The organism is Raineya sp., from assembly GCF_053497555.1.
Map to the genome: position 1 here is coordinate 1 of NZ_JBRCWE010000102.1, position 22,028 is coordinate 22,028.

A 22,028-nucleotide genomic window follows, 5' to 3' on the forward strand; every position below is an offset into this window, starting at 1 on the left:
ATGGCAATGATAGCGTATTTTAGTCAGTCAAATATTTTTTGGGTGCAGAGTGAGCGGGAAGTAGCGGGTGGAGGCTATGTAGATATAGAGCTATTTATCCGTCCCAATAACCCCAACACACATCATCAATTTGCCATTGAATTGAAATATTTGAAAAAAGAGCAAGAAAACCTGCTTGGAGACACAATGCAAGAAGCAAAAGAGCAAATTTTGAGTTATTACCAAAAGGATACGCTTTTGCAAAGCAAGAAAATGCTGAATTTGCTGGCAGTGGTAGTAGTGAAGGATAAAGTTTTTTGCGAAAAGGTAGAGCAAAAACATTTTCAGTAAAGAAACGTTTTACTCACAAAATAAATTAGAAATCAAATTCTCTAAGGCTTGTAAATCATTTTTAATCTTGGTATAAATTCACCCCAAAAACCCTAATGCTTATGAAATCCCTCTATTTCAAAGAAGAACACAATTTGTTTCGTGATAGTGTAAGAAAATTTTTACAAAAAGAGGTTGTTCCTTTCATCAATACTTGGGAGGAGGAAAGGCGTATCCCCAAAGAAATTTTCAAAAAAATGGGAGAACAAGGCTATTTAGGCTTGAATTTTCCTGCCGAATACGGAGGCGTAGGGGCAGATTTTTGGTATTCGGTGGTTTTTTTAGAAGAAATTGCCAAAGTAGGAGCAGGGGGCTTCCCAACAGCCGTAAGCGTACATCAGTATATGGCTATCAACCATATTTTTAGAGCAGGAAGCGATTTTCTGAAAGAAAAATATCTTGTGCCTGCGATTGCAGGTGAAAAAGTTGCGGCTTTGGGTATCAGTGAGCCCGGAGCAGGCTCCGATGTGGCATCTATACGCACCAAAGCTGTAAAAGACGGAGATTTTTACGTTATCAATGGTGCTAAAACTTTTATTACCAATGGCACTTATGGCGATTTTATTACGCTTGCGGTTTCTACCAATCCTGAAAACAAGGCGGGAGGAATTAGTTTGATAGTAGTGGATTTGGAGAGCGAAGGCATTACACGCACCAAACTCAAAAAAATGGGTTGGCATAGTTCCGATACTGCTGAAATTAGCTTTGATAATGTACGCGTACCCAAAGAAAATTTGGTAGGTGTTGAAAATTTTGGCTTTTACTACATAATGGAGAGTTTTCAGTTGGAGCGTTTGGTGGCGGGTATTATGGCGGTGGCGAGCTCAAAATGGATTTTGGAGGAAACTATACGCTATATGCACGAAAGAGAGGCTTTTGGCAGAAAGATAGCTAAATATCAAACCCTTCGTCATACGATTGCAGATTTAGCTACCGAGCTATACGCCGCCGAGCAAATGGTATATCATACTTGTTGGCTACAAAATGAAGGCGAGGTGGCTGTCAAGGAGTGTTCTATGGTAAAACTGCATTGTTCGGAACTTGCTAATAAAGTAGTTGATAGATGTTTGCAAGTTTTTGGAGGCTATGGCTATATGGAAGATTATTTGGTTTGCCGAGCTTATCGTGATGCTCGTGTGGGTACTATCGCGGGTGGAACTTCCGAGATTATGCGGGAAATTATTGCCAAAATGATGATTGATGATGTAGAATACAAGCCTGTTTATTCCTAAAAAATGCAAGAAGGAAGGTAACAGGGTTGCCTTCCTTACTCCAAGAGTTTTACACCTAAGTTTTTGATAGCAAGGTTTGAATAAAGGTTTTATTCAAATCTTTTTGACAAATCTATATGAAAGTCAAGTCTGAATGAATGACAAAAGTCAGATTTTGCAATGATTTTTTACTTCATTACTTGCACCCAACCTTTGCAAATAGCACCCGAAGGGGCTTCAAATTGATAGTAATACAGCCCGGCGACTATTTCTTTTTGTGTTCCCCATTCATTCTGATAGTTATCGGTTTTGTAAATGGGTTTGCCCCACCTATTCCAAATGGTGAGTTTTGCTCCTTTTTCCTCTATAACAAAAGTATCGTTGATGCCATCTCCATTAGGGGTTATGGTATTGGGTGGAATACGTAAAGAAGGAACTTCAAATTCCTTTTGCACAACTTTTTGGCATTTTCGGCTGGCATACGATAGGGTAACGGTGTAATTTTGCCCTTGCTCATCATTTTGGTTAGGGAAAGTATAAAGCGGTGGTTCAATACCTTGTAAAACCACACCATTGCTCAAAGTCCAAGTAACTCTATCATCAGTTACATCTAAAAGCAAGCTATCAGGTACAATAAGCCTAAATTTTACACTATACGGCGAAAAACAATCTTTTACCAAACGAACCTCATAATCTAACTCGGGAAGTTTATCTACTTTGATAACGATTTTGCGTTGAGCAGTACAGCTATCATTTTGAAGCGTAAGCGTGTAGGTAATATCCTCCAAAGGGGTAGCAATGGGATTGGGGATATTAGGATTATTGAGGTAAGTGGGTGGCGTCCATTGATAGCTTACCGCACCACTTGCCGATAGCTGGACACTAGAACCTTGACAAATCGAAAGGCTATCGGTAACAATAAAGCCGGGAATGGTAATATCATATTTCTGCTCTACTACCAAAGGCGATTTGCAAGAAGAGTTGTTGAAAATGGTAAGACGAACGGTGTAAATTCCTCCTTTTGTAAAATCAAAAAAGAAATCGCGTTGGGTATTTTGAGAGAAAATTAGATTTCCATTTTCATCAAAAATTTGCCATAAAAAACTTTGAGCTCCTACGGAAAGATTTTTGAAAAAAAGCCTATCTACACATACTACGCTATCTCTTTTGATAACCGCAAAGCCATTTTTGGGGTCTTGTGCCTGAAAATCTGCCGCAATATCAAAGGCAATCTTAAAAGCCGCATTGTTGCAGTTACTACTACCATTGCTCCTTGCCCAAGCTCCTTGGGTAGTAGGAAAGCCATTGGTGCCGCGGCAAGAAGCACAAACTACGTGATAAATGGTGCCGTCTTTAGAAAAACGACTGGTGCCGCCATCTACGTGGTCGCCGTTTTCATCACTTGAATTTTCACCAAAGAAAGTTGCGTAAATAATTCCTTGCATATCTTTCCGATACACTGCTAAATAAAAATCACTGCCATTTACACTATTTCGGCGGAAAGCATCGGGAGTAGTGGGCATATTGCGAACATCACTACCGTCGTTGTTTCCCCCAGAGGCTCTGTTGGTATTACCACCCCAGCCTGCAATGTAGATGTTTCCACAATTATTTTCAGTAACTACCATAAAAGCCGTAGGTGAAATATCAGGATTGCCGTCGCCTGCCCCTATACGCGTACTCCAAAGCGAAGTTGCAAGATTAGCGTCAATTTTATGAATAAACTGACCGCTGTTGGGGTTATTATACACACCTGCACTTACGGGATAATTGCCAAAAGTTTGCCCAAAAGCATATACATTTTGCTCAGCATCTAAATCTATCAGAAATACCATATCTGCCGCAGTAGTACCCAAGTAAGTAGCCTGTAAAAGCGTACCTGTGGGCGAAAATTTCGCTATAAATCCGTCATCATTGCCGCGAGCAGTAGCGTGCATACCGCCTGTGGTAGCAGGGAAATTGTTGCTTGTAGTACCACCGCCTACATATACTTCGCCTGTGGTATTGGTTTTGATAGAAAGTGCGAAATCAAGTCCGCTACCACCCAAATAAGTTCCCCAAAGGAAATTCAGGTTTTCGTCCATTTTTACTACCAATCCGTCTTGCGAGCCTTGCAGAGAGCCAGAAATACCTGAAATGCTATTGGAACGTGTTGTAGAGGCAATATACACGTTTTTGTTTTCATCAGTGTAAATATCACCTCGCAATTCATCGCCGTAATTATGGATAAAAGTGGTTGCAATATCACGAGGTTTGATACCGTCGTTGCCTGTACCTCCTATCAGGCGAGAGCGATTGAGAGAGCCGTTAGGATTGATTTTCATTACAAAAATATCGCTTCCATTCGCATATTCATTGCCCAAAAGATTTACACTACTGCCTCCTATGAAAGTTGAACCCATTGTTATAGGAAAATTGGTAGAAGAAGTAGTGCCTAAAATCAGCAGTCGGTTGTCTCTATCCACCACCAAGCTATGTGCTACTTCTGAGCTATTGCCACCAATGAAAATAAGTTGTTCTAAAATAGTTCCTGTGGCGTTGTAACGAAAAACTGCAATATCACTTCTTAAATCTTGGTCATTCAAGCCTCCTGAACCAATCTTGATAGCCCCTGTAAAGCGTGGAAAATCAGTGCCATACGTTGTACCTGCCGAATAGAGTTTGCCGTTGTTATCAAAAGTAGCGGTATTGCCCCAATTATCAGAACGCCCTCCCGAATAGGTTGAAAAAATAAGCTCGGGGTCTATGATAAGAGGATAATCTCTATGGTAGCCTTTGGGAAAATAAAAACTCACAATATTTTTTTTCAAAGCAAATTCCGTAGGGACTTCCACTTTTTTGCCCTCAATGATTTGATAGCTATAAGGTTTTTTTTCATACACACTGCCTACCGAAGTTTTAATTTCTAAAGAGCCATCTGGCAAGATTTCAACCGCATCAGCAAATTTGATGTGCATCTGAATTTTGCGGGCATCGGCTTGTGGCTTGACAATAAACTCATATTTCAGGTTTTCGCCTTTACTAAAAATTCGGTAGTCAATGTTTTTGTAAAGGTTGTGGTAGTAAAGTTCTTGGTAGCTTTTTACATCTGTTGCCCATTTTTTGGGATTATTGCCTTTGTAGAAAAAGTAACTTTCAGCATTACTGCGGCGGGCTTCTATGCGTGTGTGGGGGTTGGCTTTTAGGAAATCCACCACAAAACTATGAGCAGAAATACCATTTTGGGCTTCTTGTGGGTGAAGTTCAGGGTGTTTGCGATAAAAGAGTGCTTTGCCGTCGTAAAAGCTATATTGCAGGGCATTGGCATAAACAAACAGATAGCCATTATTGAGTTCGGCTCGGTAGCGAACTGTATCTTCCCACTGATGTTTGTTTTCTACAAAACGAATGGCGTTATCTATATTCAAAGCTGTTTGCTTAAAATTTTGAGCCAAAAGAGCTTGCAAAGCACTTAAACACAACGCAAGTAGCAGTCTGAATTTCATTGTTTTGAGGTTTATTCTACAAATGTAAGAAAAAGCAAAAATCAAGCCAAGACAATTGCTGTTTTCTTTTAGTATTGTATCCCAACTCAATCAGTTTTCTGAACCTTCCTTATTTACGTTCCAACAAAGCAATAAATTAAACTTTACAAATCTTGAAAATTGGTATACCTCAAAAAAATTCAAAAAAATCTTTGAATATTCATAAAAGTTTCTTAACTTTGAGGTAATCATAGCTGGTTGAAGGATAAAAGACCTGTTGCACTTTGTGGCAGGTCTTTTTTTTGCAAACATTTTTGGAATTATGGCAGTTATATGCGTAAGTTTGTGTCAAATTTTTAATAAATATCTTTGTTCAACCTCAAAATCATAGCGTTATGATACGATTAGTATTTTTTTTGCTGGCTCCCGTAGTTTTTTTTGCTTGCGTGCCTAAGAAGAAACTCAAAGAGTTGGAGGCAAAATATGCAAGTTTAGAAAAGCTCAACAAAGATTATGCTACTGACTTGGCTTCAACCAAAACGGCTCTGAATGCTTGCAACAACGATAAAGCAAGATTAGAAAGTGAAGTAAAGGAACTAAAAGAAATGAACGCCAAGCTCATTCGTCAAGTAACCGAAATGTCTACACTTTCTTCTGAACAGGCTAAAAATTTGCAAGTTTCTTTGGAGCAAATGAAAGAAAAAGATTTGCAAATCAAAACTTTGAACGAAGCTATCAACAAGCGTGATTCAATGACGATAGCTTTAGTTACACAACTCAAACGTGCCGTAGGTACAGATAACCAAGATATTGAAGTGAATGTAGAAAAAGCAGTGGTAATGATTAGCATTTCTGAAAAACTATTATTTAGGACAGGAAGCTACGAAATTCGTACCGATAACCCTCAAACACTTCGTCAGATAGAAGCTATTGCCGCCGTACTCAAAGACCGCCCCACTTTTGATGTTCTCATTGAAGGACACACTGATAACGTTCCTTTCAAAAGAAAGGGCGATATCTATGATAATTTGGATTTGAGCGTAAAAAGAGCCACTTCTCTTGCTCGTTTGCTATATCAGCGTATGGGTGTAAATCCTGCACGTCTTATTCCTGCGGGTAGAGGCGAGTTTGTGCCTTTGGTGGCTAATGATAATGATGAAAATCGTGCTAAAAACCGCCGTATCCGTGTGGTAGTTATGCCTAAAATTGAAGAGTTTTATGGTATGATTGAACAAGGTATGAAAGGTGGTAAATAGCAAGATACCTTGTTTTGTAATTAAAATTTTGTTATCTATGCGGCAACACTACTTTTTAGTAGTGTTGCCATTTTTTTAATTTCTGAAAAATCAAAAAAATCTTGACAGAATTTATGCAATTTATTCAATATTACAGCCAGGAGCGTATAGCCTACATTACGCTCAATCGTCCTGATAAACGTAATGCCCTCAATGAGCAAGTCGTTCAAGAGCTCAAAGATGCTTTTAGAAAAGCAGAAAAAGACGAAAACACCAAAGTAATTGTACTGCGTGCCGAGGGCAAAGTTTTTTGTGCAGGTGCCGATTTGGAATACTTGCAAACTTTGCAGAAAAATACTTACGAGCAAAATCTTGCAGATTCTTCTCATCTGAAAGAACTTTTTGAACTGATTTACACGCACCCCAAAGTAGTCATTGCTCAAATTCACGGACACGCCATTGCAGGAGGGGCAGGGCTTGCTACGGTTTGCGATTTCTCTTTTGCCGTTCCCGAAGCTCAATTTGGCTATACAGAAGTGAAAATAGGCTTTATTCCTGCAATTGTATCGGTATTTTTATTGCGTAAAATAGGAGAGGGCAGAGCCAAAGAGTTATTGCTTTCAGGAGATTTAATTACTGCTCAAAAAGCCTTTGAATATGGTTTAATCAATGAAATTGTACCTGCTGAAAATTTAGAAAAGAGGGTACGAGAGTTTGCTTTGCATCTTTGCAAAAGTAATTCGGCAATGAGTATGCAAGTTACGAAAAGTATGATAGCCCAGTTGCCTACAATGGCTATTACAGAAGCTCTCAATTTTGCCGCCCAGCAAAATGCTCTTGCTCGTCAAACCGCTGATTGCAAAAAAGGAATAGCCTCTTTTTTAGAAAAAAAACCTTTGGAATGGTAAAATCTTGGGATTGATAGCAGAAACGAGAAAAAGCAAGTAAGATTTTGAGTGTAGAAAAATTCAGTACAACAAAATGATACTTGCTTTTGCTCTCAACTGAATAAACTACTTTTCACTGATTACGGCTTTCATCAAGCCAAAAGCCAAAGGCATTTCAAAAAAATTGACGGAACAATTTAGCAATAATACTACTGCGGTTTGCGAGTTTTTATCAAAGGCTAAAAAACTGCAATATCCGCCTGTTGCCCCATTATGCCAGTGGTAGCCATTTTGTTTAAACCAAGCCAGCCCTATTTCATTTTGTTCGTTTTGAAAGGTTGTGCCAAGTGTTTTCTCAAAGGCTTTTTGAAGGGTAGTGTTGTTGGTTTTGAGTAAGTTTTGGGCATATAGAGCTATATCTGCAATACTGGAACGAATAGCTCCTGCCCCTGCCATTATATCAAAATCCCAAACTGGATTTTCTTCTTCTTTGTCATTATAGCCTTGAACCATAAAACTTTCCCATTTTTTATCAAATCGGGTATGGGTATGCTCCATTTTTAGCGGATTGAGTATTTTTTCTTTGAGCAGTGTTTCGTAGTCTTTCTGATACAGGCTTTCTAAAATAAATCCTGCAAGTCCGAAGGCTAAATTAGAGTATTCAAAAGATTTTTCAGGCTCGCGATAGGGCTTGAATTTTTTGAAAAAGAAAAGTAAATCGGCTTTTTTATAGGTTCTGAAAGGGTTTTTGGCTTCAAAATTTTCTTGAAAGCCAAAATTGAGAGGCATACGAGGCAAACCCGAAGTATGATTGAGTAAATTTTTTACAAGAATTGCTTTATTATTAAAGGCAAGACGAGGCAAGCTATCAGGTAAAAACTTACTTACTTCGTCTTCCAAACGCAACTTTCCTTCTTGTTCGGCAATAACGGCGAGTGTTGCTGTAAAAGTTTTCGTAATAGAGCCAATTTCGTAAATACTATTGTTGTTGGGTAATATTTTTGAACCTTTTTTTACCTCTCCGTAATGGTAAAAATGGGCTTTCCCGTTCTTGATGATAGCTACACTTGCCCCTACGGTGCCTTTGTTTTGCATAAGATAGCCCAAGTATTTATCTACTTTTTTATCCAACTCGGTTTTGAGCGGATTGGAGGAGGGGGCTTTTTCAGCTTTTTGAGGCTTAAAAAATAGCGTAGAAATTTTACCTTCTTTATCCGTAGCAAGATACATTACGAAAGGAGTTTGCTGACAATCAAGAAAATAACGATTACCTTCTTGATGCGTTACACTTCTGATTTGCAACATTTGGTTCATTAGGTCTTTGCTGTTAAGCAAAAATTTCTCTTCTGAGAGAGCTTTTTGAGCTTCTGCATTGAATAAAGCATATACCTCAGAAAACTTTTTTTCGTTGAATAGATTTTTTACTTTTTCGGCAAATTCTTTTGAGGGGACTTGGGCGAGGGCTATTTCAAAGAATAGGCTTAAAAGCAAGAAAAACGATATTTTTTTCATAAAGTTTGCATTAATTTTGAAAAAACATTCAAATTTGTCAAGAAAAAATTAACTTCGCAAAAAATATACCAAATAATGATGAAAAGAGTGCTTTACTGGCAACTGGTAGCTCTGTTATTCTTTTTTTCTTTGGCAAAAGGGCAAAACATCAAACTTAAAAAAACATCTCTTACGCCCGGTATCAGTATGCTTGTGCCTTCGGATTTTACGCCTATGCCCGATGAAGCTCTTGCGAAAAAATATCTGACCACCAAAAAGCCTTCTGCAATGTATTCGGACCCCGCAGGAGAAATAGACTTGGGCGTGAATATTACGAATAATTATTGGCAAGAGCAGGATATTCCTATGCTCAAAGACCTCTACAAAGGCAGTTTGCGAGCCAGCTACACCAAAGTTCAGTTTTTTACCGAAGAGGTACGGACTATCAATAAAAGGCAGTTTGTAGTTTTGGAGTTTGTGGGTACCGTGGAAGACGATAAAGAAGGTATAATGGGTAAAAAAAGTGCTTTGAGCCGCTACAATTATATGATGTACACGGTGGTAGAAAATAGGATTGTGGTAGTGAATTTCAATTGCCCTGCCAAATATCAATCTGTTTGGCAACCTCTGTTACCAAAAATGATGCAATCGGTAAAAATTAGGAATTTGAAAGAAAATGAACCTAAAAAAACCGCCGAAGGAAAGTGATTTTTTTTGGATGCAAGTAGCCTACGATTTGGCACTTGTAGCCTACGAAGAAAAGGAAATTCCTGTGGGAGCAGTGGTAGTAGCCAATGAAAAACTCATCGCCAAAGGTTACAACCAAACCGAAAAACTGCAAGATGTAACTGCCCACGCCGAAATGCTTGCCCTCACTGCCGCCGCCAATCATTTAGGTAGCAAATACTTGCAGGGTTGTACCTTGTATGTTACGCTTGAGCCTTGTGTAATGTGTGCAGGTGCATTGGCTTGGTCGCAAATCAGTAGAGTGGTGTTTGGGGCAAAAGATGAACACCGAGGTTTTAGCCGTTGGGGGCATCTTTTACACCCTAAAACTGAAATACTTGGCGGTATTATGGAAAATCAGTGTAGTGAGCTTCTCAAAAAATTCTTTGCCGAATTGCGAAACTAAATGTAATTTTGTTTGTTTTTATGGTGTATTATTCTTTAACCTAAAACTTTTTCAACTATGGCATTCACACAAGCACCTTTACCTTACGCAGAAAACGCTCTTGAGCCTCATATTGATGCTCAAACAATGAATATTCATTATGGCAAACATCACGCCGCCTATGTTACCAACCTCAACAATGCTATTGCAGGCACCGATGCCGAAAATATGAGCATTGAAGATTTGTGCAAAAATATTAGCAAATATCCTGTGGCGGTTCGCAACAACGGAGGAGGGCATTACAATCATACACTTTTTTGGGAAATTATGAGCCCGAATGGCGGAGGCTTGCCCACAGGTGAGCTTGCCGAAGCTATCAATAAGGCTTTTGGCTCTTTTGATAAATTCAAAGAGGAGTTTTCCAAAGCCGCAATGGGGCGTTTTGGTTCAGGTTGGGCTTGGCTTTGCGTAATGGAAGATAAATCGCTCAAAATTTGCTCTACCGCCAACCAAGATAACCCTCTGATGGATATTGAAGGAGTACGTTGTGGCACCCCTATTTTAGGATTAGATGTATGGGAACACGCCTATTACCTTAAATACCAAAACCGCCGTGCCGATTATGTAGCCGCATTCTTCAACGTGGTAGATTGGAACAAAGTCGCTGAAAAATACAAAAAAGCAATTTCGTAGATGTTGCCTGAAATTTATTTATCAGCCCTATGCAAGAGCGACCTTGAAAGTCGCTCTTTGTTGTCTTAAATTTTCTGCCTAATTTACCTTGAATGTGGAAGCAAGTAAAAGCAAGACAATTACTAAAATTCTGACAAGACATAGAATTTAAAAACTCAAACCTTCAAACCTTACACCTTTGAACCTAAATGATACCTTTATGCCCAAATATTTTTTCCCTTTTGCTTTTTTAGCTATTTTTTGGAGTTGTAAGCAAGAGCAACCTGTTGAAAAAACTTCCAAAGATACCATTCCCAAGAAAGCTAACCTTCCAAATGCAGAGGAGGATAGCGTAGAATATGTTTTTCAAGATAATAAAGCCAAGCTAAACGTAGAGCAACAAAAGGGAATAGCTATCAATATTATTCAGCAATATTGCCAGAGCCTCAATGAACAAGATTTTAAGAAGTTACAATCGCTTTTTGCCGACAGTGTGCAATTTTACTTAGGACAAAAGCAAATTAGCAAGGAAGCAGTTGCTCAGATAGAAAAGGCAAAACTGAAAAATCTCAAAAATCCTCGCTTTTTTGCTGATTTGGCAAAAGTACAGGTCTTTCCACAGAAAGCTATTGTACCTATCAAACAAATTGAAACCGAAAAAAATAGAACTTTTGAGGCTGAATTTACCTTTGATGAAGCCTATAATATTGTTGCCTACCAAGAACGTCCTTATCTGGAAAGGAAAAAATCGCTTCAAGAGCAATGGGAGGGTAAATTTGTCATAGAAGGAGGCAGACAAATAGAAGCCTTTTTAGAAATCAAGAACTTCAAGGAAAATGCTTTTGAATTTTTCCTTGAAATAAACCCCAATGGCGATTGTAAAGGAAAATATGAAGGAAAGGCATCTTTGAGTTCTGACACTCAAGCCACTTCAATTGAAAACGAGCTATGTAACATTTCTTTTGAACTACGGAAAGACGGACAAATTTCTATTTCCGAAAAAAAGCCCTGCAAATTACACCAAATTACTTGCAGTTTTGAGGGTATCTACACGCTCTACACCCAAAAAGAGTTTCGTTGGCGTTAGGACAAAATACGCAAAGGTTATCCCAGAAGGCAAGTTTATCTTTGCTCAAAGGTTTAATAAGTTCAAACCTTCAAACCTCAAACTTCAACGCTTTTTACCATCAGAGAGCATTGCATAGGCTACGTAAGCACCAAATAAAAATACGGCAACCCAAATGAGCCAAGTAAAGGCTTTCCACAAAAATTTGACTACTACCACCACCACCAAACCAATCAGTAGAGCGATTGCTATTTTTACAAATTTGTTGTCCATAATCTTGCAATTTTTGCTGAAATATAGAAAAATCCTTGAAAATCTTTTGCAGGTTGAGGGCTATTTTTCTTTGGATTGCTTCTAAAAAACGCATAAGCCTTAAAAAAACTTTTGCTAATTGATGCGGGTATCAAAAGATTTTTCAAATTTGCGGACATTTTTGAGCTATCCTATTTCAAAATGGAACGATTGCTACATATTCAGGAAAGGTTAGAGCAGTTAGGTGCTGAATTTTGCATTTCTATTGCCGAGCTTGCCGAAAGAGCTTCGCAGTGGAGTGGTTTTCTTTGGGATTGGGACGGCGTTTTTAATACAGGCTACAAAACCAAAGAGCAGGGTAGTGGCTTCAATGAAGCCGACTCTATGGGAATCAATATGCTACGCTTTGGATATTGGCTCAAAAATGGAAAAATGCCTTTTATAGCTATTATTACAGGCGAGGAAAACCCAACAGCTATTCATTTCGCTCAAAGGGAGCATTTCAACGCTATTTGTCTTAAATTTTCTCACAAAACTGAGGCATTAGAAATTTTAGAAAAAAAATATTTGCTTGATAGTCAGCGAATTGCTTTTGTTTTTGATGATGTGTTAGATGTAGCCTTGGCTCAAAAAGTATCAGGCAGATTTTTAGTAAAAAGAAATTCTGCCCCTTTCTTTGTAGAATATGCAAAAAAACACGAAATTTGCGATTACATTACCGCTTCGCAAAGCGGAGAAGGAGCTATTCGGGAAATTTGCGAACTAATTCTTTCAATAGCTGATAGCTACGATAAAACTATTTCGGAACGTATTGCTTATAGTTCATCTTATCAAAAATATCTTTCGGAACGTAACGCCCTTGAAACTATTATATTAAAAAAGTGATAGACCAAAATTTAAGCGAAAAACTTTCATAAAAAGCTATGAAAAAAGTGGTTGTATTGGGTGCAGGCGAAAGCGGTACAGGTGCCGCCTTGCTTGCCAAAGCTAAAAATTTTGAAGTATTTGTATCGGACGGAGGCAAAATTTCAGAAAAATATAAAAAAATTTTAGAGGCAAATCAAATTCCTTTTGAGGAGGGAACGCATACCTCCGAAATTATTCTTTCTGCCAACGAAATCATCAAAAGTCCGGGTATCCCTGATAATACCCCCATAGTGCTTGCCGCTTTGGAGAAACAAATACCAGTTATTTCAGAAATTGAATTTGGTTTCAGGCATACCAAAGCCAAAATTATTGCTATCACGGGGAGTAATGGCAAAACAACTACCACACTGCTTACCTATCATATCCTCAAAAATGCAGGTTTGAATGTAGGACTTGCAGGGAATGTAGGCGAAAGTTTTGCCGAAAAAGTTATTGAAAATCATCACGACTATTATGTGCTGGAAGTGAGTAGCTTTCAACTGGATGGTTGTTTTTTGTTTAAGCCTTATATTTCGGCTATCTTAAATATCACCCCCGACCATTTAGACCGCTACGAGAGTTTTGATGCGTATGCAGATGCCAAATTTCGTATCATTCGCAGTCAGAACGAAAATGATTACTTTATTTACAACGCTGATAGCGAAATTATTGAGAAAAAAATCCTCAAACTTAAACCTTCTGTTCAACAACTCGCTATAACTCTTGCCGCCAAAGACGATTTGAAGGCTATTTCCAAGGTTTCTTACTTTCAGAATGGAAAGATAATCACACGATTGCCCTACAATCGTCCTTCGCAACTCACTTTCCAAGAAAGCGATATAGCCTTGCAAGGCAAACACAATGTTTTCAATGCAATGGTAGCCATTTTAGTAGCTCAAATTTTAGGGGTAGATACCGAAAAAATCAAGGAGGGCTTGGCTACTTTCAAAGGCGTGCCACACCGCTTGGAGCAAGTCAGAGAGGTGCGTGGCGTAAAATTTATCAACGACTCTAAGGCTACCAATGTAGATTCAGTTTTTTATGCTTTGGATAGCTTTGAGGAGGAGAAAAAAATAATTTGGATTGCAGGCGGCGTTGATAAAGGCAACAACTATGAGCAAATCAAAGATTTAGTAGCGGGCAGGGTAAAACACCTGATTGCACTCGGCAAAGATAACAGCAAACTTTGCCATTTCTTTGAAAATATTGTAGATATTACCAAAACCGATAGCATTGAGGAGGCGGTCAAGAAAGCCTATAAATTGGCAAAAAAAGGCGATATCGTCTTGCTTTCACCTGCTTGTGCCAGTTTTGATTTATTCAAAAATTATGAGGATAGAGGGGAGCAGTTCCGAAAGGCAGTGGAAAGTTTGAAATAAGATTTGCTTTTTTGAATGAAAGTTATTAGTTTCGTAACGTGAGTTGCAAGATTAAAAATTTCTGTTCTTTATTTTTTAACCACCTCTTGTTCCTTGAAAAGGAGGGGAGATAATTACACCTAATATTTTGATTTTCAGGTGAATACCCCCTTCTCCTTTTGGAGAGGGGCTGGGGGTGAGGTTAAAAAACATAGGTAAAACTTCAAACCCTTGACCTCAAATGAAAACTATTCTCATTGGCGAAGATAGTTCTGTGGTGCAAAATATGACAAAAAAAGTTTTGGAATACCAAAATTTTAGAATTCTTACTGCCAAAAATGGGGAAAAGGTTTTAGAAATTTTACAGAACGAACCTATTGATTTGATACTTTTAGACCTCAATATGCCTGTAATGAATGGCGAGGCTTGTGCAAAAGCCATTCGGGAGCTACCTGATGAGCAAAAGGCAAAAGTGCCTATTATCGCTATTACGGGCAATGCCCCCAACTATACTATCCAAGAATTTAAGGAATTGGGTTTTAACGATTTCATTCCGAAGCCTATCAATTTTGATTTGCTCGTGGGCATAGTAAAAAAAATGACAGGAAATTTATAGCAATCACCTGATTTTCTGATTTTTTCTTACGAAATACTTGCTTTCGGGGGGTGTTTGATATTATATTTGCGAGCTTGCAAAAATTAAAATCTCTCAATGCCTATGAAATTATCAGATTATGCCTTTGATTTACCTACCAAACTCATTGCTCTACACCCTACACCCAATCGAGATGAATCTCGCTTGATGGTTGTTCACCGAAAAACAGGCAAAATTGAACATCGTATATTCAAAGACGTACTGGATTATTTTGATGACGGAGATGTAATGGTGGTCAATGACACCAAGGTATTCCCTGCTCGTCTGTATGGCAACAAAGAAAAAACAGGTGCCGATATTGAAGTCTTTTTACTGCGTGAGCTAAATCCTCAATATCATCTCTGGGACGTGCTTGTAGATCCTGCTCGTAAAATTAGGGTGGGTAATAAGCTCTATTTTGGCGATGGCGAGCTGGTTGCCGAAGTGATTGATAACACGACCAATCGTGGTAGAACCATTCGCTTTCTTTGGGACGGCGAAGACGAGGAGTTTTACAAAACCGTTCATCAACTTGGGCAAACGCCTCTGCCCAAAGAAATCATCAAGAGGCGAAAAGTAGAAAAAGAAGATGAGGAGCGTTTTCAGAGTATTTTTGCCAAAGAAACTGGGGCAGTAGCCGCACCAATGGCTTGCTTGCATTTTACCAAACAGCTTGTCAAAAGGTTGGCTATCAAAGGGGTAGATATTGTAACGCTTACAATGCACATTAGCTTGGGAACTTTCAAAACCGTAGAAGTGGAAGACCTTACCAAACACAAACCCGATTCTGAGCAGTTTCGTATCCCCGAAAAAACTGCTCAAAGAATCAACGAAGCCCTTGATGCCAAAAAGAAAGTTTGTGCTGTGGGTTCAAGTGTGATGCGTTCTTTGGAGTCTTCCGTTTCAGCTTCGGGTAGGGTGAAACCCGCCGATGCTTGGACAGATAAGTTTATTTTCATTCCTTACGAGTTCAAAATTCCTAATGCCTATATTACCAATTTTCATTTGCCCGAAAGTACCTTATTTATGACTGCCTGCACCTTCGGCGGTTATGACCTCATTATGAAGGCTTATGAAATTGCTATACAAGAAGAGTATCGCTTTCATACCTATGGAGATGCTATGCTAATTCTGTAACCTTGCTTTTTTCAGGAAAAAAATAAATTTTAACCCAAAACTAATCCCAACATTATGCTCAAAAAAGTATTGTTTTCGGCTTTTTTTGCCTGTTTTCTTGCAATCGGAGGCTTTGCACAGGTGAATAATATGCCTATGACTTACAAAGGCACCGTAGGTAATGTAAAAATTACAATGACCATTTCCTCTGATTGGAGCAATTATCTGACGACTTACACAGGAACTTACTATTACGATAATGTCAGAAAAGACCTTACCTTGCGAGGCATTTGGCTGGCACGTTTAGAAACCATTGAACTCATAGAGGTAGGTGATGGAGAGGCAGTTACGGGCTATTTTAGTCTAAAAGGAGATTCACAGAAGTTTTATGATGTGCTTACAGGTACTTGGACAAGTTTGGATAAAAAGAGAACCCTGCCTGTACGCCTCACAAAAGTAAATTAGAATTGCATTTAACATTTGCTTCATAGCACTACAAGCGGCAACATTATATCTTGTAATGTTGCTGTCTTTGTTTATTTGAAAGGAACAGCATACTTCCCTTTTCGCCACGCATTCCACGCAATTCCAAAAATGATTAAAAACACCACAGGCAAACCTACATTGAGCCACTGCCAAAAAACTCGCTGATTTTGTAGTTTTTTCTTGTCCAGAGGGCGAAACATAATTTCTTTATTACGTGAAAGGATAATTCCGTTTTCATCAAGCATATAGCTCAAAATATTTTGTAAGAATTGCTTATTGGCAAACTGAACGCCTGTAAATTTATCGTAGCCCAATGGTAATACCTGCTTGGTCTTGGCATTGACACCATTACGTAGAAAGTCGCCATCGGCACAAACCAAAATTTTGGTAGGTTTGCTTTCAGGGATAAAGTTTTTGTAGCGAGGGTCTGATGGCAGAATTCTTTTTTGATATAATGAAGCAAATTTTCCTTCTAAAAGATACATCAGAGTAAAGGGTTTGCCTTGTTTGTATTTTTCCATATCGGGCGTTTGGCGAGCCTCATCATATTTGATAATTACAGGATAAGGCACTACCAGCGAATACGGCGAAGAGCTGGCAAGTGGAATTTTCTTAATTTTTCCTGCGGAGGCAACTGTATCCAAACTGCTCACATATCTTCCCCAAAGTGCTTCTAAATTTTTGGTAGTAGGGTGCGAGTAAAAATTGCGAATAGCTAAATAATGCCGCCAAGGCAAGGTTTCTACTTTGGGTTTGCCGCCGTATTCGCCAACTACTAAACCGATAATACCAAAATTTTGTACATCTTCAATAAAATTCATATTGAACCTTACGCCGTAATTGAAAAAAAACTCTGTCATACTTTCTACAAACTCGGTATAGGGAATAGAAACCGCCCCACGTGGCGTATTGATGCTATCCTCACGAATATCCAAAGCATCAACAAAGAAAAGAGCCTTGCCACCTTTCATTATGAATTGGTCTAATTTGAATTTGTCTTCATCAGAAAATCCTTGTGTGGGTTTGGCAACAATAATAGCGTCCAATCCGTCAAGGGTAGGGCTTTGGGGTAAATCCACAGGGAAGATTTCGTATTTTTGGCTTAAAGTTTGGGCTACATCAGCAACAAATATAGGAGCAAGTTCGCCGTGCCCGTAGATAAAGCCAATGCGTTTGGGTTCTTTTTGAGTAATTTGATAAATACCTTCAATAAGAGTGTATTCAATGTTTTCAATGGCATTATTGAGTAATCGGGCTTCTAAATCCTCATTTACGGCAACGGCTCGCATATCGCTATTGAGTAAAGAAACAAACAGAGAGCCTTGATTTCCGATAATTTCGGCGGCGGGAAAGATATATTTTTCGCTTCTTTCGCCTTCTTTATACACTGCCACAGGCGTAGGATTGATACCATTTTGCTGAAAATGCTTAAAAAGTGTATCTTTTTCGGCTTTGCTTTTGATAGCCAGCGGGTCAATGAATTTGAATTTGAGTTTTTTGCCCGCATATCGCTTAAACTCCTGCAAATGCTCTTCAATAGCATTACGGAACATTCGGTAGCTGGCAGGCAAATTTTCGCCTTCTAAATAAATTTTCACAAAAATTTCTTCATCTAAATTATCTAAAATGGTTTTGGTGGCATCTGAAATGGTGTAACGCTTGTCTTCGGTGAGGTCAATACGGAAAACAAAAGACTGCGAAAGAAAATACAGAGCTATCAGTACAAGTGGCAGAGCGATTGTTTTCAGTAAGTTTCGTTTAGGCATAATTATTTTAGGAGTTTGGAGTTTGAAGTTTGGAGTTTGAAGTTTGAACCTTTGAACCCTTAAACCTTTGAACCCTTAAACTCTTAACCCTTAAACCCTTGAACTTACATAGCAAGTTACTCTTCCTTTTTCTGTTCGGGTTTGATTTTTTTATTGGCAGAAACTTTTAGGTCAATGATTTCGCCTGCACGAGCTTTGTTGCGGGGGCGAGGGTCAAATTCACCTTTTTTGTATTTTTTCTTTTTATTCTTTTCATCAGGATTGGTAGGGTTTTTAGCCTCTAATTCTTTTCGGATTTTCTCTCTTTCGGCTTTGGTAAGGGGTTTGCCGTCTTTATCATATAAGGGTACTTTATCGGCTTCAAGGCGTGCAGGAGGCGTTTGTTGAACCACAATACCAGCGGGTTCATCGGCATCGGGGTCTTCGGTAACGTGTCCAAGTTGTAGGTTATTGGCTTCCAAAATTTCTTTTGCTTCTTCCAAAGTAAGACCTTCTAATTCTGGCATATCAAATTCTTCATCACCCACGCCACTGCCAATAACAAGGTCTATGCGAGTGCCAACGGTTACGTATTCGCCGGGTTTGAGCGGCTTGCCCTCAATTTCTTGCCCCAATACAGCATCGGCAGCAATATCGGGCTTGAATCGGATAGCTCCCACTTCCAGTTGCAAGGTTCTGATTTTTGCCATAGCCATTTGGTAAGACATACCTTTCAAATCGGGCATTTTTACTTTGGGGGTAGTTTTGGGAGTAATTATCACATAAATTTTTCTACCTTCCTTTACATCGGTTCCTGCGATAGGTCTTTGTTCAATGATTGTATTAAGTTTGTAGCTTTTGTCATAAACCGTATCTTGTACAACCAACTGAAAGCCCGATTGCCTGAGTTTTTCTTCCAATCCGTCCAGATTTACCCCCACCAAATTAGGAACCGTAATGCTTTCGTTGTGGCGAGTAACAATGGGCAAAACGTTGTAGAAAAAAAGAATGATTAGCAGGGCTAAAAGCGTTAGAGCAATGAGAATATGAATAAAAAATTGCCCAAGCGAATGGGTGCGAATTACTATGCTCATAGTTGATGATGATTTTCGGCAAATTTACAGCAAAAAATATGCAAATGCAAAGACTTTATTTTTGAAAAATTTGCTTATCAGGCGATAATGTATTTATTTTGCGTTTTCATTTTGAAAAAGTTTCTTTGAAATTATGCTCAACCGTAGATTATTGCGAATCAAGGCGATGCAAGCCTTGTATGCGTATCAGCAGGCAAAACAAGCTCATCTTGAAATTGCCCAAGATAAAATTAAACAGAAATTTCTGCCTGACCTCAACGCAATGGAAAAACAAGATACGCAACTACTCAAAAAGCAAGCTCAAATCGCTTTGGACTGGTTTTTGAAAAGCTATACCGAAAAAGAATTGAAAGCCCAGCCCCAAACTGATGAGAAAATCCGAAAAGCAGTTTTTGACGCTATTCAATACTATTACACCGCCCTACAAAACGAACAAAAAAACTATCTGCAAAATATGATTGCCGAAGCCGAGCAAATCTATGATAGTTATTTGCAGGCTTTGCTTTTTGGGGTAGAACTGATGCGTTTTACTGCACAACTCAAAGAAAAACGACAACTTACGGCTTTTATTCCCAAAGATTTGAGCATATACCAACTCTCTGAAAATAAAATTTTGAACTTGATTGCCCAAAATAAAACTTTTCAGGATTTTATCATTCGCAGAAAAATTAGCATTGACGACGAAACGCTTAAAACTTTTTGGCAAGAGTGGAAAGAAGACGAAACCTATCTGAATTATTGCCAAAACTACTCGGCTTCTTGGGAACAAGATTGGCAAATAACCGATTATTTGTACAGGCACTATTTGTTTCATAAAGAAGCTGACGAAGATAATCCCGAACAGAAAAATGTTTTCAAAGCATTTTTTGAGGAAAATGACTTGAATTGGATTGAAAACCGAGAAATCTTGAAAAGCCTTATTCTCAAAACCCTCAAAAAAGCCAAAGAAAATCCTGAACAATTTGAACTGCTTACGCTTTCGCCTAATTGGCAAGAGGATAAAGAGTTTTTCAAAGATTTATTTGAAAAAACTTTGCAAGAAAGCGAGCAGTTGGAAAAGCGTATTGCCCAAAAAACTGAAAATTGGGAAAGCGACCGACTTTTTCAGACAGATAAAATTTTAATTCTGATGGGGCTTACCGAGATGATTCATTGCCCCAGCATACCTGTAAAAGTTACTATCAACGAATACGTAGAACTTGCCAAGCAATACAGCACCCCCAAAAGTAAGATTTTTGTCAATGGGCTTTTGGATAAAATCTCAAAAGAGTTGTTGCAAGAAGGTGTTGTTCGTAAAAGTGGCAAAGGTTTATTAGATAACAAATAGAAAATGCCAATGCGAGCCTATTTTACAAAAAACTACATAGAAGTAGGCGTAGATGAAGTGGGTAGAGGCTGTTTAGCGGGTTCGGTAGTAGCGGCGGCAGTGATTTTACCAAAAAATTTTCATCACTCTACACTTACCGATTCCAAGCAACTATCTGAAAAAGTACGATTAGAAATAGAAATCTATATCAAAGAAAATGCTTTGGCTTGGGCAATAGCAGAGGCAAGTGTAGAGGAAATTGATAAGTACAACATAGCCTCTGCTTCTGTACTGGCTATGCACAGAGCTTTGGATAAAATTTTCACCCAAATTTCACCCGAGCTTATTTTGGTAGATGGGAAATATTTTAAGCCTTATGGCTTTGTACCTTATGAGTGTATTGTAAAAGGAGATGCGAAATTTTTTTCTATTGCCGCCGCTTCGGTGCTTGCCAAAAATTACCGAGATGCTCAAATGCGAGAACTTGCCCAAGAGTTTCCGCAATATGCTTGGGAAAAAAACGTAGGTTATCCTACTGCCCAGCACAAAAAAGCGATTGAAGAGTACGGCATAAGCCCTTATCATCGTAAAACTTTCGGCATTTGTAAATCAAAAGCGATAACGTTTTAGGCGTTATCGCTTTGTTTTTTAGCAATATTCTTCAAAAACTGCTTTCAGGTGTTCGGCAATCATCTGGGCAGAACGTCCTTCAATGTGGTGTCTTTCTACAAAATGCACCAATTTGCCATTTTTGAAAAGTGCCATAGAAGGCGATGAAGGCGGATAGGGCAACGTGTATTCTCTCATTTTATTTACAGCCTCTTTTTCCATTCCTGCAAATACCGTAACTAGTAAATCAGGCTTTTTATTTGAAATTTGTAGTGCTAACTTGGCACCTGGGCGGGCTGTTCCTGCCGCACAGCCACACACCGAATTGATTACTACGAAAATGCTTTTATCTGTGTGGCTATTCATCAGGTTTTCTACTTCTTGGGGTGTTTTGAGTTCCTGAAAACCTACTTGTACGAGGTCTTCACGCATAGGAGCTACTAAAGCTTCGGGATACATATTTTACACAAAAGTTTAGGTGAATGAATATTTTTTAGCAAAAACACGAAAAAGACTGACAAAGTTTCAAAAAATGTAATTGTTTGTAGGTAATTGTTTAGGTATAGTTTGCAATAAGGAAACAGGAAACAAGACACAAGACACAAGAACAGGATTTTAGAAAATAGACCTCAGACAGAAAAAATGAGAGATAAATCCCTTAAAAGCTTGAACATCAAACGCTGAAACTTCAAACTATGAAAACTTCTGAACGTGAATATTACCAAAAAATCAGAAAGCAACTGCCATAGAGCTGGCAAGGAGAAAATTAACTTGGCTAAAATTCCTGTCTAAAACAAATATTTTATCTGCACTGCTAAAATTTCTGCCTTCTATGCGTACGAGCATATTTTCGGCAGGGGCGTAATCTATATTTACCGAAAAGCCCCAAGCCCGAAAGCCACTTACAGCAGGGTTGGGCGAAGCAATAAAAATGCTCTCTTTATCCCAATAATGCTCTATTCTACTGCATATAGTCCATTTTTTATGCCATTTGTAGCGTAGCATAGTAGAGGAAG

Annotated in this window: 22 protein-coding genes; 15 read left to right on the plus strand and 7 right to left on the minus strand. The window is 38.7% G+C overall.

The genetic code is table 11. From position 1 onward, the window contains the following. Window positions 1-330, plus strand: a 330-nt coding sequence (locus ACWITO_RS13040) for a PD-(D/E)XK nuclease domain-containing protein (RefSeq protein ID WP_448530434.1), incomplete at its 5' end; no start/stop codon positions are given. A gap of 101 nt (window positions 331-431) precedes the next feature. Then, window positions 432-1,601, plus strand: a complete 1,170-nt coding sequence (locus ACWITO_RS13045) for an acyl-CoA dehydrogenase family protein (protein WP_448530435.1) — start codon at window positions 432-434, stop codon at window positions 1,599-1,601. Between the two features lie 167 nt (window positions 1,602-1,768). Here ACWITO_RS13045 and ACWITO_RS13050 read toward each other — a convergent pair whose 3' ends face one another. Next, on the minus strand, window positions 1,769-5,065 hold the full coding sequence (locus ACWITO_RS13050) for a DUF7948 domain-containing protein (RefSeq protein WP_448530436.1): 3,297 nt from the start codon (window positions 5,063-5,065) through the stop codon (window positions 1,769-1,771). A gap of 374 nt (window positions 5,066-5,439) precedes the next feature. On the opposite strand from ACWITO_RS13050, the gene ACWITO_RS13055 reads away from it, so the two are divergent. Then, on the plus strand, window positions 5,440-6,300 hold the full coding sequence (locus ACWITO_RS13055) for an OmpA/MotB family protein (protein ID WP_448530437.1): 861 nt from the start codon (window positions 5,440-5,442) through the stop codon (window positions 6,298-6,300). 113 nt (window positions 6,301-6,413) lie between these two features. After that, the gene (locus ACWITO_RS13060; RefSeq protein WP_448530438.1) at window positions 6,414-7,187 is read left to right on the plus strand and encodes an enoyl-CoA hydratase/isomerase family protein; all 774 of its coding nucleotides are present in this window, start codon (window positions 6,414-6,416) and stop codon (window positions 7,185-7,187) included. A gap of 105 nt (window positions 7,188-7,292) precedes the next feature. Here the strand turns inward: ACWITO_RS13060 and ACWITO_RS13065 are convergent, their stop codons facing one another. Next, window positions 7,293-8,678 (minus strand): serine hydrolase, encoded by a 1,386-nt coding sequence (locus ACWITO_RS13065; protein ID WP_448530439.1) that lies wholly within the window; start codon window positions 8,676-8,678, stop codon window positions 7,293-7,295. Window positions 8,679-8,753: 75 nt separating this feature from the next. On the opposite strand from ACWITO_RS13065, the gene ACWITO_RS13070 reads away from it, so the two are divergent. The 4 genes from ACWITO_RS13070 to ACWITO_RS13085 all read left to right on the plus strand — a co-directional run bounded on the left by ACWITO_RS13070 (window position 8,754) and on the right by ACWITO_RS13085 (window position 11,527). Then, the gene (locus ACWITO_RS13070; RefSeq protein WP_448530440.1) at window positions 8,754-9,365 is read left to right on the plus strand and encodes a hypothetical protein; all 612 of its coding nucleotides are present in this window, start codon (window positions 8,754-8,756) and stop codon (window positions 9,363-9,365) included. Continuing rightward, complete coding sequence (locus tag ACWITO_RS13075; RefSeq protein WP_448530441.1) at window positions 9,334-9,789, plus strand: nucleoside deaminase; 456 nt, start codon at window positions 9,334-9,336, stop codon at window positions 9,787-9,789. The genes ACWITO_RS13070 and ACWITO_RS13075 overlap by 32 nt, the downstream gene beginning before the upstream one ends. Before the next feature lie 57 nt (window positions 9,790-9,846). Then, window positions 9,847-10,461, plus strand: a complete 615-nt coding sequence (locus tag ACWITO_RS13080) for a superoxide dismutase (RefSeq protein WP_448530442.1) — start codon at window positions 9,847-9,849, stop codon at window positions 10,459-10,461. Window positions 10,462-10,660: 199 nt separating this feature from the next. Next, window positions 10,661-11,527, plus strand: a complete 867-nt coding sequence (locus tag ACWITO_RS13085; protein WP_448530443.1) for a hypothetical protein — start codon at window positions 10,661-10,663, stop codon at window positions 11,525-11,527. Window positions 11,528-11,611: 84 nt separating this feature from the next. On the opposite strand, the gene ACWITO_RS13090 is transcribed toward ACWITO_RS13085, so the two are convergent. Then, window positions 11,612-11,779, minus strand: a complete 168-nt coding sequence (locus ACWITO_RS13090; RefSeq protein WP_448530444.1) for a hypothetical protein — start codon at window positions 11,777-11,779, stop codon at window positions 11,612-11,614. A gap of 180 nt (window positions 11,780-11,959) precedes the next feature. Between ACWITO_RS13090 and ACWITO_RS13095 the strand changes: the two genes are divergently transcribed. The 5 genes from ACWITO_RS13095 (at window position 11,960) to ACWITO_RS13115 (ending at window position 16,237) form a co-directional block, all read left to right on the plus strand. Beyond that, the gene (locus ACWITO_RS13095) at window positions 11,960-12,643 is read left to right on the plus strand and encodes a phosphatase (RefSeq protein WP_448530445.1); all 684 of its coding nucleotides are present in this window, start codon (window positions 11,960-11,962) and stop codon (window positions 12,641-12,643) included. A 38-nt stretch (window positions 12,644-12,681) separates the two neighbouring features. Then, window positions 12,682-14,043: a UDP-N-acetylmuramoyl-L-alanine--D-glutamate ligase gene (gene murD, locus ACWITO_RS13100; protein ID WP_448530446.1), complete on the plus strand. Its 1,362-nt coding sequence runs from the start codon at window positions 12,682-12,684 to the stop codon at window positions 14,041-14,043. 220 nt (window positions 14,044-14,263) lie between these two features. Then, a complete protein-coding gene (locus ACWITO_RS13105; RefSeq protein ID WP_448530447.1) occupies window positions 14,264-14,638 on the plus strand; it encodes a response regulator in 375 nt (124 codons plus the stop codon). Between the two features lie 102 nt (window positions 14,639-14,740). After that, on the plus strand, window positions 14,741-15,793 hold the full coding sequence (queA, locus tag ACWITO_RS13110) for a tRNA preQ1(34) S-adenosylmethionine ribosyltransferase-isomerase QueA (protein WP_448530455.1): 1,053 nt from the start codon (window positions 14,741-14,743) through the stop codon (window positions 15,791-15,793). 54 nt (window positions 15,794-15,847) lie between these two features. Then, window positions 15,848-16,237 (plus strand): hypothetical protein, encoded by a 390-nt coding sequence (locus ACWITO_RS13115; RefSeq protein WP_448530448.1) that lies wholly within the window; start codon window positions 15,848-15,850, stop codon window positions 16,235-16,237. Between the two features lie 71 nt (window positions 16,238-16,308). Here the strand turns inward: ACWITO_RS13115 and gldG are convergent, their stop codons facing one another. Continuing rightward, window positions 16,309-18,024, minus strand: a complete 1,716-nt coding sequence (gldG, locus tag ACWITO_RS13120; protein WP_448530449.1) for a gliding motility-associated ABC transporter substrate-binding protein GldG — start codon at window positions 18,022-18,024, stop codon at window positions 16,309-16,311. A 116-nt stretch (window positions 18,025-18,140) separates the two neighbouring features. Next, window positions 18,141-19,097 (minus strand): PASTA domain-containing protein, encoded by a 957-nt coding sequence (locus ACWITO_RS13125; RefSeq protein ID WP_448530450.1) that lies wholly within the window; start codon window positions 19,095-19,097, stop codon window positions 18,141-18,143. Window positions 19,098-19,230: 133 nt separating this feature from the next. Here ACWITO_RS13125 and nusB point away from each other — a divergent pair, with 133 nt between their 5' ends. Further along, window positions 19,231-20,424 carry a transcription antitermination factor NusB gene (gene nusB, locus ACWITO_RS13130; protein ID WP_448530451.1) on the plus strand — a complete coding sequence of 398 codons (1,194 nt, stop codon included), beginning with the start codon at window positions 19,231-19,233 and terminating at the stop codon, window positions 20,422-20,424. Window positions 20,425-20,433: 9 nt separating this feature from the next. Further along, window positions 20,434-21,033: a ribonuclease HII gene (locus ACWITO_RS13135; protein ID WP_448530452.1), complete on the plus strand. Its 600-nt coding sequence runs from the start codon at window positions 20,434-20,436 to the stop codon at window positions 21,031-21,033. Between the two features lie 18 nt (window positions 21,034-21,051). On the opposite strand, the gene ACWITO_RS13140 is transcribed toward ACWITO_RS13135, so the two are convergent. Then, window positions 21,052-21,471, minus strand: coding sequence for a BrxA/BrxB family bacilliredoxin (locus ACWITO_RS13140; RefSeq protein WP_448530453.1), 420 nt, complete (start codon window positions 21,469-21,471; stop codon window positions 21,052-21,054). Between the two features lie 270 nt (window positions 21,472-21,741). Beyond that, a partial coding sequence (locus tag ACWITO_RS13145) for an outer membrane beta-barrel protein (protein WP_448530454.1) occupies window positions 21,742-22,028 on the minus strand: 287 nt, incomplete at its 5' end.

Coding starts and splice junctions, on each gene's coding strand:
- ACWITO_RS13045 (WP_448530435.1), top strand. CDS start 432: ATGAAATCCCTCTATTTCAAAGAAGAACACAATTTGTTTCGTGATAGT.
- ACWITO_RS13050 (WP_448530436.1), bottom strand. CDS start 5,065: ATGAAATTCAGACTGCTACTTGCGTTGTGTTTAAGTGCTTTGCAAGCT.
- ACWITO_RS13055 (WP_448530437.1), top strand. CDS start 5,440: ATGATACGATTAGTATTTTTTTTGCTGGCTCCCGTAGTTTTTTTTGCT.
- ACWITO_RS13060 (WP_448530438.1), top strand. CDS start 6,414: ATGCAATTTATTCAATATTACAGCCAGGAGCGTATAGCCTACATTACG.
- ACWITO_RS13065 (WP_448530439.1), bottom strand. CDS start 8,678: ATGAAAAAAATATCGTTTTTCTTGCTTTTAAGCCTATTCTTTGAAATA.
- ACWITO_RS13070 (WP_448530440.1), top strand. CDS start 8,754: ATGATGAAAAGAGTGCTTTACTGGCAACTGGTAGCTCTGTTATTCTTT.
- ACWITO_RS13075 (WP_448530441.1), top strand. CDS start 9,334: ATGAACCTAAAAAAACCGCCGAAGGAAAGTGATTTTTTTTGGATGCAA.
- ACWITO_RS13080 (WP_448530442.1), top strand. CDS start 9,847: ATGGCATTCACACAAGCACCTTTACCTTACGCAGAAAACGCTCTTGAG.
- ACWITO_RS13085 (WP_448530443.1), top strand. CDS start 10,661: ATGCCCAAATATTTTTTCCCTTTTGCTTTTTTAGCTATTTTTTGGAGT.
- ACWITO_RS13090 (WP_448530444.1), bottom strand. CDS start 11,779: ATGGACAACAAATTTGTAAAAATAGCAATCGCTCTACTGATTGGTTTG.
- ACWITO_RS13095 (WP_448530445.1), top strand. CDS start 11,960: ATGGAACGATTGCTACATATTCAGGAAAGGTTAGAGCAGTTAGGTGCT.
- murD (WP_448530446.1), top strand. CDS start 12,682: ATGAAAAAAGTGGTTGTATTGGGTGCAGGCGAAAGCGGTACAGGTGCC.
- ACWITO_RS13105 (WP_448530447.1), top strand. CDS start 14,264: ATGAAAACTATTCTCATTGGCGAAGATAGTTCTGTGGTGCAAAATATG.
- queA (WP_448530455.1), top strand. CDS start 14,741: ATGAAATTATCAGATTATGCCTTTGATTTACCTACCAAACTCATTGCT.
- ACWITO_RS13115 (WP_448530448.1), top strand. CDS start 15,848: ATGCTCAAAAAAGTATTGTTTTCGGCTTTTTTTGCCTGTTTTCTTGCA.
- gldG (WP_448530449.1), bottom strand. CDS start 18,024: ATGCCTAAACGAAACTTACTGAAAACAATCGCTCTGCCACTTGTACTG.
- ACWITO_RS13125 (WP_448530450.1), bottom strand. CDS start 19,097: ATGAGCATAGTAATTCGCACCCATTCGCTTGGGCAATTTTTTATTCAT.
- nusB (WP_448530451.1), top strand. CDS start 19,231: ATGCTCAACCGTAGATTATTGCGAATCAAGGCGATGCAAGCCTTGTAT.
- ACWITO_RS13135 (WP_448530452.1), top strand. CDS start 20,434: ATGCGAGCCTATTTTACAAAAAACTACATAGAAGTAGGCGTAGATGAA.
- ACWITO_RS13140 (WP_448530453.1), bottom strand. CDS start 21,471: ATGTATCCCGAAGCTTTAGTAGCTCCTATGCGTGAAGACCTCGTACAA.